This window comes from Paludibaculum fermentans, from assembly GCF_051172195.1.
Lineage (GTDB): Bacteria > Acidobacteriota > Terriglobia > Bryobacterales > Bryobacteraceae > Paludibaculum > Paludibaculum fermentans_A.
On the sequence record NZ_JBPJAQ010000001.1, the window covers coordinates 5,832,360 to 5,846,914 of the forward strand.

The following is a 14,555-nucleotide window of genomic DNA, read 5'->3' on the forward strand; positions in this document are numbered from 1 at the left end:
TCAACAAAAGATAAAACGCCCTGAAAATACCAAAACAGCGCAAGCCGATGTAAGATATGGTGTTCCAGTGCCGGCCGGACGATGGAAGGTGAACCAGATGGCGGCTCGAGGAGACCTGTTGTCAGCCGTGGGGCTCGGTGTGGTCCTCGTATGGGGCTGCGGCCGGACGCCCATTCCGCCGGAGGCTCAACAGCCGCGCGCCGGCGGGTCCCTGAGGCTCATCTACCAGACCCCGCCCGACACCCTCGACCCGCAGGCCATGATCTTCCTCCTGGATGCCGAGATCGCGGCCCTGCCCTTTGAGGGCCTCGTCGGTCATGGAGTGCGGCCGGGTGAAGTGAGGCCCCTGCTGGCGGAGTCCTGGGAGCAGAGCGAAGGCGGGCGCGTGTGGACATTCACCTTGAGGGAAGCCTGGTTCCACGACGACCCCTGCTTTCCCGCAGGGACCGGCCGGCGCGTGACGGCCGAGGACGTGCGCTGGACGCTGGAGCGGATCGCGCGTCCGGGCGCCGAGTGGCCCAACTGGTATCTGTTCGCCGGGAAGGTCGAAGGCCTGGCCGACTATCACGCCGGGCGGGCGAAGACGATTCGAGGAGTGCAGGTATTGGATGAGCGGCGGGTGCGCATCCGGCTGGTGCGGCCCTATGCCAGCTTTCTGCGCATCCTCGCTACGCAGGCCGCCTACATCGCTCCACGGGAGGCGGAAGCGGCTTACGGCGCCGAATACGGCCGGCATGCCGTGGGGACCGGGCCGTTTCGGCTGGTGCGGTGGAAAGCCGCTGGCGAAATCGTCCTGGTGCGGCACGGGCGCTACTGGCGGCGCGACGAGTCCGGCGCGCGGCTGCCACACCTGGACAGCGTCACCATCCAGTTCCGTCCGGAAGCATCCGAAGCCGGGCTCGTGGCGGCCTTTCTGAAAGGTGAGACACAGGTCCTGGCGGCGCGCCGCGACCTATTGGAAAAACTGGCGCAGAGCGAGGGAGCCGCTCGCTGGCGGACGGCGGGCCAGACGGCCTCCCTGGCGTTTCGCTTCCTCGGGTTTTCGATGGACAACGGTGGACCGCTGGCGCGGCACGCTGAATTGCGCCGGGCGCTCGCGCTGGCGCTGGACCGCGCGGCACTGGGCAAAACCGTGCCGGCCGGTCCCGTACGCCTCGCCGAAACACTCGCGCCGCCGCAGCTGTTGGGCCGCGAGGGCCAGTGGTACAGCCTCGATCCCGTTCAGGCTGGCCGGCTTCTGGACAAATGGCGGCCCGAGCTGGAACAGCGGCCGCCCGTCCTCGCCAGCAACTTCGACAGTGACGACGTCGGTCTGCTACGCCGCGGTTTGGGCCGGCTGGGCGTGACGGCGCAGGTACGCATCCGGCCGGCGGGCTACTACGGCTATATCGCCAAGGAACGGCCGGATCTGTTCCGCGTGAGCTTCACCCCCAGCTTCGGCGACCCCGAGGATTACTACTGCCTGTTCTACTCCAGGAGCTCGCCGGACGTGAATCTCACCGGATATCGGAATGCCGAATTCGACCGGGTGTTGGAGTCGGCCATGACGGAAATGGACGAAGCCCGCCGCCGTGAGCTGTTCCAGCGGCTGGAGCAGATTCTGAAAGACGATGTGCCGGCCTTGTATCTAAGCCATGGGACGCCGCTGGAGGTCGCCACCGCGCCGCAACTGCGGGGCGTGGTGGTGCGCCAGTACTTCCCTGATTTCGCGGCGGCATGGCTGGCTGGCAGCGAGGCAGTGCATGAGAATCGGCCTGCGCGGTAAATCGGTGGCCTTCCTGGTGGGCTACACGCTGGTGCTGGAGGGCAGCGGGCTGGTGTACTTCTACGTCTCGGGCCGGGATGCCCTGCAACGTGCGACACGCGAAGAGGTGGCCGCCGCGGCACGGCTGGCGCGCGGCTCGGTGGAACGCTCTCTCAGCAACGCCCTGGCCGAGTTGGGCGCGCTGCGGCCGCAGTTGCTGATGCGGGCCGGCGGCAACGAAGCCGGACGCCGCGCGGTGCTGTCCGAACTGGCGGTGGGCGAACCCGGCAGGTATGCGCGGCTCGGGGTGTACGACCCCGCCACCCGCCGCATGCTGGGCGTGCGGGCCGTGCGCGAGTTTCGAGGCACCTATCCAGTGGCCGATGACGGGATGCTGCCGGGGGGCGCCTCCGCGAAGGAAGGCGAAGTCCGGGTGTCCCTGCCGCTCGATGCGGAGGGCGGCACCCTGCTGCTGGCCGATGTTTACCTCGATGGTCTGCTGGATCCCCTGTCGGAACTGGGCCTGCCGGCCGGCGTAGGCGTCCTGGCGACCGACTCACGCGGGCTGATTCTCGCCGCGCCATCGCCGCACCTGCTGCGCACTTACCTTCGCCTCGAGAGCCTTGCACCCGGCGGGGCGGCAACCTGCGAAGCGCGGCTCACTCGTCCGGAATTGCGGCTGGTGGCTTACAAAGACAACCGGGCGCAGTTGGCTGGGTTGCGGCGGGAGCTGGCCCGCGTGGCCACCTTCGCAGCAGCGGCGACAGCGTTGGGGCTGGCGGTCATCTGGGCGCTTACCGGGCGCATGGCGCGGGTCATGCGCGAGATCGTGGATTCGGCCGGATGCGTCGCGGGTGGTGATTTCTCGCCCCGCATCGGCAACGGCCGGGACGACGAACTGGGCGACCTGATAGCCAGCATCAACGCCATGACTGAGCGGCTGGAAGGCAGCTACCGGGAATTGACGGCGGTGAATCTCAAATTGAGGGGCAAGGTACGCGCCCTGACACGAACTCGGCAGAGGCTGCTGGAGAAGGAACGCATGGCCGCCATGGGCGAGGCGCTGTCGAAGGTCTCGCACGAGATCCAGAACAAGGTGGGCGGCGTCGGCGTGTGGGTGCAGAACCTGGAGCGGGCGGGCGCGAAAGACGAAACTACCCGCGTGTGCGCCGCGGAGTTGAGGGCCGGCCTGGATTCCATGCTGGAGATGCTGGTGCACTTCAAGCGGTTCTACCGCATGCCTGTGGTGGCCCCTCGCGCCATCGAACCGCACGCCCTGCTGCGGGAGTGCGTGACGCGGGCAACCTCCTCCGCCACCGCGCGCGGAGTCGAGTTGCAGTTGGAAGCGGCAGCATCGCCCTTGCCCTGCCAGGCCGACCCCGCACAACTGGCGGATGCCATAACGAATCTCGTCCTGAACGCCGTCGAGGCCTCCGGACGGGGCGGCGCCGTCGAGGTGGATGTGCGCTCCGAGGAAGACTGGGTGGCGTTTACCGTGCGCGACCGCGGACCGGGCCTGCCGGAAACCAAGCGCATCTTCCGGCCCTTCTTCACCACCAAGGCGGCCGGCAGCGGTCTGGGCCTGGCCATTGCCGGCAATATCGCAAAGGCGCACGGCGGGCGGGTGCGGGCCTGGAATCGCGAAGCGGGCGGCGCGTGTTTCGAGTTGAGAATTCCGGCCCACGCGGGAGGTTGCAATGAGAATCCTGCTGGTTGAGGACGATGCGGCGACGCGCCGCGGCATCTCGCACTTTCTGGCTGCGGCGGGCCACGCGGTCACGCAGGCAGCCGATGGGCTGGCAGCCCTGGATTTGCTGGAGACCTGCACGCCGGAATTGGTCGTCAGCGATATCCGGATGCCGGGCTTGGATGGCTTGGGCTTGCTTGCCCGTCTGCGCGCGCACGGCACCGCACCCGCAGTGCTCATGATGACTGCCTTCGCCACGGTGGAAGAGGCCGTGGGCGCCCTGCAGGCCGGGGCGCGGGACTATCTCACGAAGCCCTTGAACCTCGGCGAGCTGGGTGTCAAGGTCAGCCGGATCGAAGAGGAGTTGCGGCTGCGGCGCGAGAACCTGCGCCTGCGCGAACGGCTGCAGTGCGTCGAGCATCCTGAGCTGGTTGGTGCCGGCAAAGCCATGGCGGAGCTGCGAAAAACCTTACTGCGCGCGGCCGCCGACGGTGCTGTGCCGGTGATGATCTATGGCGAAAGCGGCACTGGCAAAGAGCTGGTGGCGCGGACCCTCCATGCCGAGAGCCCCCGCGCGGCCGCCGCTTTTGTCGACGTCAGCTGCGCCGCTTTCAGCGATGAACTGCTGGAGAGCGAACTGTTCGGCTACCGGAAGGGCGCTTTCACGGGTGCCTACCGCGACAAGAAAGGCATCGTCGAGGCAGCCGCGCATGGCACCCTCTTCCTCGACGAAGTCTCCGAAATGAGCCCCCGCATGCAGAGCAAGCTCCTGCGCTTTCTCCAGGAGCACACCGTGATGGCGGTGGGCGCCACCTCCGCCACAGCGGTGGATGTGCGCGTCGTCGGGGCGTCCAACGTCGACCTGCACGAAATGGCGCTCGCCGGCCGGTTCCGCGAAGACCTCTACTACCGGCTCAACGTGGTGGAGGTGCGGCTGCCACCGCTGCGCGCCCGCGTGGAAGACATTGCGGGCCTGGTGGGCCATTTCCTGCGCAAGCACGGCGGACGTGAGCTGCGCTTCACCCGGGCCTGCTGGGATGTGCTGGAGCACCACGCCTGGCCCGGCAATGTGCGCGAACTGGAAAACCTCGTTCGCGTCCTGCAGGTGAGCTGCGACGGCCAGGAAGTGGACGTCCACGATCTGCCTGTGCGCATCAGGGCGCCGCGCGCGGAGCCGGCGGCTGCTGGCGAGTTGGCGGAGGGTACCCTCCACGACGCCCTCGCCCGCTGCGAGGAACGCATGGTGCGCGCCGAGCTGAAGCGGCAGGGCGGCAACGTCTCGCGCACCGCCCAGGCGCTGGGGCTCTCCCGCGTGGGCCTCTACAAGAAGCTGAAACAGCACGGAATTGCTCTGTAAACTCCCGGAAACACCAGGTGTCATCAGCGGTTGACGGTGCGTGCCGGGAGCCGTGCGCGAAAAGGCCGGAAATGTTGGGAAATGCCCGTATCCCGCGAATGGCCAGCGGCGTGTAAGTGAGAGCGGCGTGACTTGCCCCTCGCGAATCCGGGCCGGAGCGGAGGTAGCCCAGCTTAGCCATTGCCTGGCTGGGAGCCGGCCCGGATCGCGTCCAATCCTGCTTCCGGTTCTGGCGCTGCTGATAGCGGGCGCGGCCTATGCCTCAGGGGGCGCATACCGGCACCCGGAGATGGGCCTCTCCCTCTGGCTGCCGGATGCCTGGAGCGTCGACATCGACTCCATCTCGGTTGTGGCCTACGGGCCGGGACGGGAACCGCGCTTCGAGGTACGCGCGCTGGGCGCCGGAGAGTCGGCCGATGAGGCCGGTCACCGCGCCCTGGCGAGGCTGCGCTCGGACATTCGAAGGCTGCAGGAGCGGGCTGCGTGGCGCGCAACGACACTCGGCAGCATCAGTGGGCGGCGCTGGGATGGAGAGGGCCTCGAGGCCGGAAACCGGAAAACGCTGCACCTGCTGGTATGGCGGGCACGGCGCACCTGGTTGATGGCCCTGTGGGTGGTGGAACAGCGCGAAGCCGCGCGGCACGAAGAGACCTGGAGGCGGATCGCGCTCGGGCTCCGCGCAGTTGGTGAGGATCGCTGAAAGCAATCTGTCCTGCGCTGGGCGTAGCCCCATTGCGTGAAACGTGTGCAGGCATGGACCACAGGAGGGAGGGAATCATGAAGATCCAGTTATGCGTGGTTGGGCTGCTGGCCATGACGGTGGGCGCTGCCCCGCCGGCGGACATCGCGGCGGACCTGGTGATGCTCGAAGGCGGGCAGGTGATCGAGACCATGAAGTTCTACGCCAGCGGGACCCGTACGCGGCTGGAGTCGCAACTGGCCGGAGGACTCGTCAACATCGTGCGGCGCGATCGCGGCGTCGTGTGGACGCTGGTGCCCGGCAAGCGGCAGTACACGGAAAAGACGCTGGAGGCGAACCTGGCAATGCAGGACCCGGCCTCTGATCCGCCCGGCCTGATCAGCAAACAGCGCACGGGTTCCTCGGTTGTAGCCGGGCAGCCCTGCACCACCTACCGCCTGACGATCGCCGGGCCGCGCGGACGCAACATGCAAGCCACATCGTGCTACTCGGAGGCCCTGGCGCTGGGGCTGCGAATGGACGTGATGGGTGTGGTGAGCGAACTCCGCAATCTGCGCCTGGGCGCCCAACCGGCACACCTGTTCGAGATCCCGTCCGGCTACCAGGCGATGGCGGGGTTGGTTGCCTCGGCTGTGCCACTGCCGGGCAACCTGCCGCCTGGTGTGGCGGAGCGTCTCACGCAACAACTGTCGAAGCGTGCCACGGGTTCGCGGCGCTCCTCGGCCTCCACCGGCAAACTGCCCGCCTGGCTGCCCGCCATGGCCGGCTGCACGGTAGAAGCCAGCGGCACTGAGGAAATGGGAGTGGCCAGCCTGTTCTGCCAGTCGGAGCCGCTTGCGATTGCCGACTGGTACCAGGCCACTCTCGGGCGCTCCGGCTTCACGCTGCGCCGGACCGCGTCCACCGAAGGCCCGGCGCCGGTCGTTTCCTTACGCGCCCTGCGCGGCGCGGTGGATCTGGCCCTGACGGCCTCCAGGAATTCCCGCGGCCAGAACCAGGCGCAGCTCACCTGGGGGCCGCGCCGCTGACGGCAGATGGATGGGCAAAAGGAGAAACAGCATGACGAAGACGTGGTTGGTGTTCGGGCTGATTCTGGCGTTCGCCGCGCCCGTGTCAATGGCCCAGTCGAGAAAGGGCACTGCCCGCTGGCGCAACAACGTAAACCTGCCGGGCGGCGACTATCTGTCCATCGACATGGATACGGCCGACCCCTCTGGCTGCCGGGCGGCCTGCGAAAAAGACGGCCGCTGCAAGGCGTGGACTTTCGTGAAGCCGGAGCAGCCCGGCGGGCGCGGCTACTGCTGGCTCAAGGACTCCGTGCCCGAAGCGACTCGCGAGGAGTGCTGCGTTTCGGCCCTCAAGGGAGAAGGTTCCAGCGGAGCAGCCGTAATCGCCTCCACGCTGCCCAAGTGGAGGGACAACGTGAACCTGCCGGGCGGCGACTTCCTGTCCATCGACATGACAGGCACGGATCCCGCCCCCTGCCAGGCAGCCTGCGAAAAGGAGAGCCGGTGCAAGGCGTGGACCTATGTGAAGCCGGAAGAGCCGGGCGGGCGCGGCTATTGCTGGCTGAAAGACTCGGTGCCCGAGGCGATCGTGGAAAACTGCTGCGTTTCCGCATTGAAAGGTGCAGGGACAAGCACTGCCTCAGGCTGGGCCGTAGGCTGGGGTAGCCGCAAAGTGGCCACCTGGCGCAACAACATCAACCTGCCGGGCGCCGACTTCCTGGCGATCGACATGACCGGCGACGATCCAGGGCCCTGCCAGGCGGCGTGCGAAAAGGACGGTCGCTGCAAAGCCTGGACCTTTGTGAAGCCCGAAGAACCGGGCGGCCGCAGCTACTGCTGGCTGAAGGACTCAGTACCTACGGCCGTGCGGGAAGAGTGCTGCGTTTCGGCCCTGAAGGGGGAAGGTGGCGCGTCGCCGCGCAGGGACGACCGGCGCGGCAGGACGAAATGACCAGAGTGAAAGAAAGGAATCCATGACCAGGAGAACATCGCTGATCCTCGCTGCCTTAGCGGCTCTGCCACTACTGGCTGAGACGAAGAAGAACATTCGCTTCACCGACTACATGAACCAGCAATATGGGGTTCAACATCAGAATGGCCCGGGCCAGTACAGCTTCAACGCGGGCGGTGAACTGCCGCTGGTGGTCACCAATACGACGCGGCTCGTGCAATCGCTGAGGATCCGCAACCTGCCCAACGGCGAGGTACTGCTGCTGCGGCACATCCGGGAGGACCAGTTCCTCCTGCTGCACGAACAGTCGAAACAGCAGGCGCCGCTGCGCCTGGCGCTTCAGAAGTAGACGCAGCCGGCGAGGTCGGCATCGCTGGCCGAAACGAACCCAATCAGCCGCGGCGCCGGGGAAGCTGCCGCGGGAGGAGGACCCGATGAAACTGCGAAAGTCGAATCTGGTGATGCTGGCCTGCCTGGCGTTGGTGGCCGCGGCGGGCACACTGGCCGCCCAGCAGGCGCAGCGGGTCAGCCTGGACGAGGCGTGGCACAAGTTGAACTCCATCGTCGCGGAGGAAATGGTCGTTGTCCGCGAGATGGACCGGGCGCGCCTGCTCATCGTACGCGGCCTCACCAACAACTACACCCAGCCGGCGGAACAGCTCGGGCGGCGTCTCACGAAACGGGAGATGGAGTGGCTTGCGGGCGGGCTGGACTTCTATGCGGGCGCCTCATACACGCCTTTCGCCCAGTCATCAGCGGCGGCCCGGACCACGGCCGCGACGAAGACAGGCGGAGCGACCCAGCCTCGTTCCGCCGTCGACCAGCAGCTCATTGACGCCTACGTGAAGTACAAGAACTCCGGTTTGACAGAGGAGGAGTTCATCCACTCTGAGTACGGTTCCAGCGAGAACTCCGGCGACGAATCGCCCTCTGGCTCGCAGGGCCTGTTCAACCGCATGAGGAACTATCTGGAGGAGAAGTTTGTCCCCATGCGGGACGCCGCCACGGGCGCGCAGAGCGCCATGCTGGATGCCTACGTAAGCTACTTTGACCATCACTGGAACGAGATCGACAAGTGCTGCATCGAGAAGCGGCTGGGCGAAGCGCGTCCCGGTTTGACCTACGTCGAATTCAAGAACCGGCTCAGGTTTCCCAACAGCTATCGGAACGATCCGCTGCAGGCCGAGGAGCGCGCCGCCCTCGTCTCCACTCTCACCTCCTGCCTGCCTTCCAACTTCCTGCTGGAAGTGAATCAATCCGACCTCTTAAGAAAGCAATTCATCAAAATGAGTAAGGCGGGCTGGAAGGCCGTCGCCGACAAATCATTCGAGACGCTGGGTTCGCTGGCTGACCTCGGCACCGGCGCCAGCAAGGCCCTCAGCGTCGCAGTCGACTGGGCTACCGGCGGCGCGGTCAACCAGGATGACCTCGAGGAGTTCGTCGAACTGGACCGGCCGGGCGGTCCCATGGAGCCCCAGGCCGTCACCATTCGGCGGCCGGGCGGGGACGACGCCGTCGTCGCGGTGTTTTATCCGCGCAATGCGGAATACCCTTCGCAGTGGATCGCGCTGAAACTGGTCAACGGCCGCATCGAAGTCCCTGGCGTGTATACAGGTCTCTATGACCTCTATCTCTACCGGCCGGGTTTGAGGCCGGCGCTCATCCGCGGCGTTCGTGCCGAGGCGGGCAGGCGGACGCTGGTGCGGGCCGAGCCGGCAAGGACACTGAAAGCCGGGTCCAAGCCTCCCTCCAGGGTGAAGGTGAATCCCGACCCCGATAAACCGCCGGAACCCCCACGCATTCCACCGGTGCAAGGCTGCCCCTGCAAACCCTACCGCATCCACATCCTCTCCGAGACCACTTGCAGCCCGTTGGGTGAGGTGCCCAATCGCTACTCCAGCGTACGCTTTGAGGGCGTAGCCGAGTTCGACGTCTTCGAGAGCGACTACGACTTCTCCGGCGGCCGCAGGGTCCGCAGCCTGAAACCGGTCCTGGTGCCGATGGTCTCCCGGCGGCAGCTCTACCAGGGCACGCTGGCGGGTGCTGCCTACACGCACATGCCGGCCAGCCTGGAGATGACCGGCGAGATGTCCATCACCCTGGAGTTGTCGCGCCAGGGCCAGTCCATCTGCCTTGAAGTACGCGACGAGCCGACCGGCAATCCATCGGTGCCCGTGCGCGACAGCATCCGCGACCTGGCCACCGGCCATGTCATCCAGGCGGTGAATCAGGAGTACATGTTCGCGCCGGGCCTGGCTTATCCCTTCGAAATGGTGGGCCGGAACGGCTGCGGCTTTCCGGGCCGGGTGTCGATGGAAGCAGACAGCTCGTTCATGCCTCGGGAATTACGCAACGGCTGCAGTTGGCGCGGGCGCATTGTGGTCGAGCCGAAAGACGGCGCGCCGCCCCTGTCCCACTTGGACCCGGTGACGCCGCCCGACCGATCCGGAACCAGTTCCGGCACACCGCGGGATCAGGCGCCCCGCGCAACGAGCCCCCTTCCCAGCCTGGAAACCGAAACGGCCCGGCCCGCCAGCCGCTTCGAAGTCAACGTCAATCGCAATGGCGAGGACTATCGCGATTTCCTTCCTCCGCGCCCCGATCCCGCGTTGTGTGCGGCGGCTTGCGCGAAGGAGGGCCGCTGCCGTTCCTGGACCTGGGTCAAAAGCGAGGCCGAGGGGCCGAACGGGCATTGCTGGCTGAAACACTCGATGCCCCAGCCGGATGCTGACGATTGTTGTGTGTCGGGCCTGAAGCAGTAGCTTTGTCGCCTGTTCATCGTCTATCTATCGTAGATTCAAGCGTTTGCAGGAATTCGCTAGCGGGCGCTCCCGCAGACTGGAAATCAGGATGGCCAGTCAACCAGCCCCGAATCTCGGAATTACGAAAGGAACCCGGACATGGCCACCGCCGCCCAGATCAACGCCAATCGCGCCAACGCACAGCTCTCCACGCAGCCGCGTTCGGCCCGTTTTTGACGTACGAAGCCAATTCGAACGCCAGCCGCGCCTCGCCCCCTCAGCCGCCGGAGGCTAGCCACGCAGGCCCCGTTTGAACGGACGAACCCAATTCCGCGCCGCCACGCCCCGGCCCTCCTGTTCCGTCCCGGACCCCGGCCTGCCGGGACACGCCCGCAGCCGCACTCGATTTTTGACGGACGAACCCAATCCGCCCGCCTGGTGGATCGCAAAAAGCCGCCTCGCCTCGCCCGCACGATATAATTCAAAGGAATGGACGTACTTGAAGAACTGGTCAGACTGCGCCGCGCCGGCCAGAAGTGCGCCCTGGCCACTATCGTTCAAGCCAACGGGTCGATTCCCAGCTATACCAGCGCCAAACTGCTGGTGCGCGAGGATGGCTCCATTACCGGCACCATCGGCGGCGGCTGCGTGGAAGCTGAAGTGTGGACGGCCGCCCGCGAAGTGATGGAGACCGGCAAACCCCGCCGCCTCAACTTCTCGCTCGGCCAGGATGCCGCCTACGACAACGGTCTGATCTGCGGAGGCCAATTGGAAGTCTTCATTGAGCCCATCGAGCCCCAGCCGCGCGCCTTCATCTTCGGCGCCGGACATATCTCCAAGAGCCTCTGCCAGGTCGCCTCGCTCATCGGCTTCGCCACCACCGTCATCGACGACCGCGAATCGTTCGCCAACCGCGAGCGCTTCCCCATTGCCGACGACATCGTGGCCGGCGAGTATGAGGAGATCTTCCCGCGGCTCGAAATCACCTCGTCTTCTTACCTGGTAATCGTCACGCGCGGCCATCGTGACGACATGCGCATCCTGCGCTGGGCCGTCACCACGCCGGCCCGATACATCGCCATGATCGGCAGCAAACGCAAGGTCATCGGCGTCGTCCGCGAACTGGAAAAAGAGGGCATCCCGGCGGAGAGCTTCCAGCGGGTTTCGGCGCCCATGGGCCTCGATATCGGCGCCCAGTCGCCGGAAGAGATCGCTGTCAGCGTAGCCGCCGAAATGATCGCCGTCCGCCGCAACTCCGAGTCCGGCTGGCGCGCCCTGTCCAAGTCCCTGCATGCGAGCGACGAAGTGCGAGCGCTCCAGAAGTGAACCCCGCTTTACCCCGGACCGCGGCCGTCCTTCTCGCCGCCGGCGCCTCTTCCCGCATGGGCCGTCCCAAGCCGCTGCTCGACTTCCACGGCGAAACCTTCCTCGACCGGCAGATCGCACTGTTTCGTACGGTCTGCTCTCCCGTGATCGCCGTACTGGGTCATGCGGCAGCCGAAATCGCCGCCGGCCTCGCCTATTCCGATCACGCCACCCTCGTGCTCAACCCCCTGCCGGCTCGCGGCCAGCTCAGTTCCCTCCAGTGCGGGCTGCGCGCCCTGCCGCCCTGCTCGTCCGTCTTCTTTCTGCCCATTGACTCGCCTGGTGTCCAGCCCGGCACGCTGCAGCAGTTGCTGGCTGCGCTCCACGCTTCTCCCGAAGCCAGTCTCGTGATTCCCAGACAGTCCGGCCGCCGCGGCCACCCGGTGTTGATGCGTTATACCCTGATCCCAGAATTCCTCGCCCTCGATCCTTCCGCCACGGCCCGCGAAGTCATCCATGCACACCGCGGCGCCACCCGCTACGTGGACGTCGAAGATCCCGGCATCCTCCTCGATATCGACGACCCGGCCGCCTACCAGGCGTTGCTGGCGGAGGTCCGCCCATGACCATCCGCTGGGGCCGCATAGTCCTTACTTGTTTCGGAACGGCCGTCCTGGTGGGCGTCGCCGGCCTCGTGGCGCCGGAACTCAACGCCGGCCGCATGCGCGCTCCGCTGGAAGCCGCTCTCCGCGAGACGCTGGGCCGCCCCGTCGAAGTCCGTGAAGTCCGCTACCAGGTATTCCCCAAACCCGGGCTCTCCGCGACCGACCTCGTCATCCCCGACGAGCCTGCTTTTGGCCTGGAGCCCCTCGCCTATGTCGGAGAAATGCAGGCCGGCATCAGCTTCACCAGCCTCTTCACCGGCCGCCTGCGCATCTCCACCGTCCGCCTGGTCGACGCCAGCGTCAACCTCGCCCGGAAAGATGACCTCGGGTGGAATTTTGCCCGCCTGCTCAGCCGCATGGCCACCAACGTCAAACAGACCGGTTCCGCGCCAGCCGTCGAAATCCGCGAAAGCCGCATCAATTTCCGCACCGGCACCCTCAAGTCGCCACTGTTCCTCAATGCGGTTGACCTGGACATCGATCCGCCCGACGCCACCGGCGGCTCGCTCCAGTGGCGCTATGAAGCTTCGCCCGCTCGCACGGATCGCGCCGAAGAAGGTTTTGGCCGCTTCACCGGCAGTGGGAAGTGGCGCGCCGCCGGCGGCGGGGACGGTACCCTGGCGGTTGAACTGGAACTCGATCGCAGCCCGATCGCCGAATTCCTCACGCTCCTCACCGGCCACGACCTTGGCGTCCAGGGCCGCTTCAGCACCCGCACCACGCTCGACGGGCCGCTGAATAATATGACCGTGAAGGGCTCAGTCGAGCTCGAGGATGTCGATCGCTCCACTTACTTCGGCCTGCGGGGCAACCAGTGGGCGCTCGCCTATGAAGGAACCTTAAACCTGCCGGGGGAGACCCTCCAGATTGCCACCCGCAAGCCGCGCGAGAAGGCTCCGCTGCCGCTCACCGTTCAGCTCGAGTGCCGCCGCATGCTGCTCGATCCGCAATGGAGCGCCTCGTTCGCTTTCGACGAGATTCCCGCGCCCGCCCTGCTCGATTTCGGACGCCGCCTGGGCGCCCGGCTGCCGGAGGAGCTCACGGTCCTCGGCAAGGTGGTCGGGTCCATCTCCTATTCCCAATCGAAGCCACTGGAGGGCAGTGTCGAACTGCGCGAAGGAAGAGTCACGTTGGGTGCGGCCGGTCCGCTGGCCTTTGAAACGGCGCAGGTTTCCCTCTCAGGAGAGGGTGTTTCCCTGGCTCCGGTGAAGGTCGCCACACCCGGCGGACGCCAGGCGGAGATCTCCGGCGACTGGCAGATGGCCTCCGAGGCGTTGAATTTCAAGATCGATTCCGAAGGGTTGGCGCTCACTGAATTGGATACCGCCATCTCCAGCCTGAAGGACGTGGCCTCCGTTCCGCTGCTCGCGGCCTGTACGGAAGGCGACCTGCGCGGCTCGCTCAGCTACGAACGCGCGGCCCAGAACGTCGACCAGCCCATCGCCGGCGGTTGGACAGGGGAACTGGGGCTGTCTGGGGTACACTGCGCCCTGGATGGCGCCGCCCAGCCGGTGGTTCTTGAATCCGGCACGCTCGCTCTCAAGCCCAACCAGTGGAACCTGCGGAAAGCGAGCGGCCTCTATGGCAAACAGCCTTTCCAATTGGAACTTACGCACACCGGCCTGCTCAGCGCCCGCCGTCCTTATAAGTTCAAGCTGAATATCGACTCCATTGGCGGAGCCGAGATCGACCAGTTCCTGAGGCCCGCGCTGCTCACGCGGCGCGGCTTTATCGATCGCACGCTGCGCCGCGCGCAACTCGTGCCCGCCTGGCTGCGGGCCCGCCACGCCGAAGGGGACCTCCATATCACCTCCCTGAAGCTGGGGGAGGAGACCCTTTCGAACTTCGCTGGCCGCGCCTACTGGGACGGCGCCGCGCTGGAATTGCCGGATATTTCCGCCCGCTGGGACGAAGCTGCGGTCTCCGGACGCATCCGCCTGAGCCTGGGCGGCGAGCGGTTCGACTACCGCATGAAGGGCCATGTGGACGGGGTGGAGTGGAAGCAGGGCACGCTCGATTTCGAACTCGATGCCCGCACTACCAGCCTGGCTGCGCCGTTTTCTCCAAACCTTCGTGGTACGGGCCAGTTCGCCGCCCGTTCCATCGATTTCGGGGAAGATACCTTGAAACAGGTGTCCGGCTGCCTGGATTTTGATGGCCAGCGCGCACAACGCCTGAAGATCGGCTGCCTGGAAGCCCAGCATGGCGGAGAGTGGATGCAGGGCCAGGGTTGGGCCGCGTCCGACCCGAAAGCTGATCAGAGAGTAGTAGTTGACCTGACCGGGGCACACCGCGCACTGCGCCTCACCGGCACGCTGCAGCCCCTACAGTTTGAGTCCGCAACAGGCGATAGCAGCCGAACGCGCTAAAATTCGAGCGAGGGTTGATGAATTTGTC

General features: G+C 66.2%; 11 protein-coding genes. All 11 read left to right on the forward strand.

All coding sequences use genetic code 11. The features are described from left to right. Nucleotides 1-97: 97 nt before the first annotated feature. The 11 genes from ACR9Y2_RS23395 to ACR9Y2_RS23445 all read left to right on the forward strand — a co-directional run bounded on the left by ACR9Y2_RS23395 (nt 98) and on the right by ACR9Y2_RS23445 (nt 14,527). Nucleotides 98-1,765 (forward strand): ABC transporter substrate-binding protein, encoded by a 1,668-nt coding sequence (locus tag ACR9Y2_RS23395; RefSeq protein WP_435044080.1) that lies wholly within the window; start codon nt 98-100, stop codon nt 1,763-1,765. Continuing rightward, a complete protein-coding gene (locus tag ACR9Y2_RS23400; protein ID WP_435044081.1) occupies nt 1,743-3,461 on the forward strand; it encodes an ATP-binding protein in 1,719 nt (572 codons plus the stop codon). Before ACR9Y2_RS23395 ends, ACR9Y2_RS23400 begins: the two co-directional genes overlap by 23 nt. Then, entirely contained in the window at nt 3,442-4,788 is a 1,347-nt protein-coding gene (locus ACR9Y2_RS23405; RefSeq protein ID WP_435044082.1) for a sigma-54-dependent transcriptional regulator, read from the forward strand. Before ACR9Y2_RS23400 ends, ACR9Y2_RS23405 begins: the two co-directional genes overlap by 20 nt. A gap of 127 nt (nt 4,789-4,915) precedes the next feature. After that, entirely contained in the window at nt 4,916-5,488 is a 573-nt protein-coding gene (locus tag ACR9Y2_RS23410) for a hypothetical protein (RefSeq protein WP_435044083.1), read from the forward strand. Nucleotides 5,489-5,565: 77 nt separating this feature from the next. Next, nucleotides 5,566-6,516, forward strand: a complete 951-nt coding sequence (locus tag ACR9Y2_RS23415) for a hypothetical protein (protein WP_435044084.1) — start codon at nt 5,566-5,568, stop codon at nt 6,514-6,516. Nucleotides 6,517-6,547: 31 nt separating this feature from the next. Then, a complete protein-coding gene (locus ACR9Y2_RS23420; RefSeq protein WP_435044085.1) occupies nt 6,548-7,447 on the forward strand; it encodes a PAN domain-containing protein in 900 nt (299 codons plus the stop codon). 22 nt (nt 7,448-7,469) lie between these two features. Further along, on the forward strand, nt 7,470-7,796 hold the full coding sequence (locus ACR9Y2_RS23425) for a hypothetical protein (protein ID WP_435044086.1): 327 nt from the start codon (nt 7,470-7,472) through the stop codon (nt 7,794-7,796). A gap of 85 nt (nt 7,797-7,881) precedes the next feature. Beyond that, nucleotides 7,882-10,209 (forward strand): PAN domain-containing protein, encoded by a 2,328-nt coding sequence (locus ACR9Y2_RS23430; RefSeq protein ID WP_435044087.1) that lies wholly within the window; start codon nt 7,882-7,884, stop codon nt 10,207-10,209. Nucleotides 10,210-10,677: 468 nt separating this feature from the next. Then, the gene (locus ACR9Y2_RS23435; protein WP_435044088.1) at nt 10,678-11,514 is read left to right on the forward strand and encodes an XdhC family protein; all 837 of its coding nucleotides are present in this window, start codon (nt 10,678-10,680) and stop codon (nt 11,512-11,514) included. After that, nucleotides 11,511-12,119 (forward strand): nucleotidyltransferase family protein, encoded by a 609-nt coding sequence (locus tag ACR9Y2_RS23440; RefSeq protein WP_435044089.1) that lies wholly within the window; start codon nt 11,511-11,513, stop codon nt 12,117-12,119. The genes ACR9Y2_RS23435 and ACR9Y2_RS23440 overlap by 4 nt, the downstream gene beginning before the upstream one ends. Beyond that, nucleotides 12,116-14,527, forward strand: a complete 2,412-nt coding sequence (locus tag ACR9Y2_RS23445) for an AsmA family protein (protein WP_435044090.1) — start codon at nt 12,116-12,118, stop codon at nt 14,525-14,527. The genes ACR9Y2_RS23440 and ACR9Y2_RS23445 overlap by 4 nt, the downstream gene beginning before the upstream one ends. Nucleotides 14,528-14,555 lie beyond the last annotated feature (28 nt).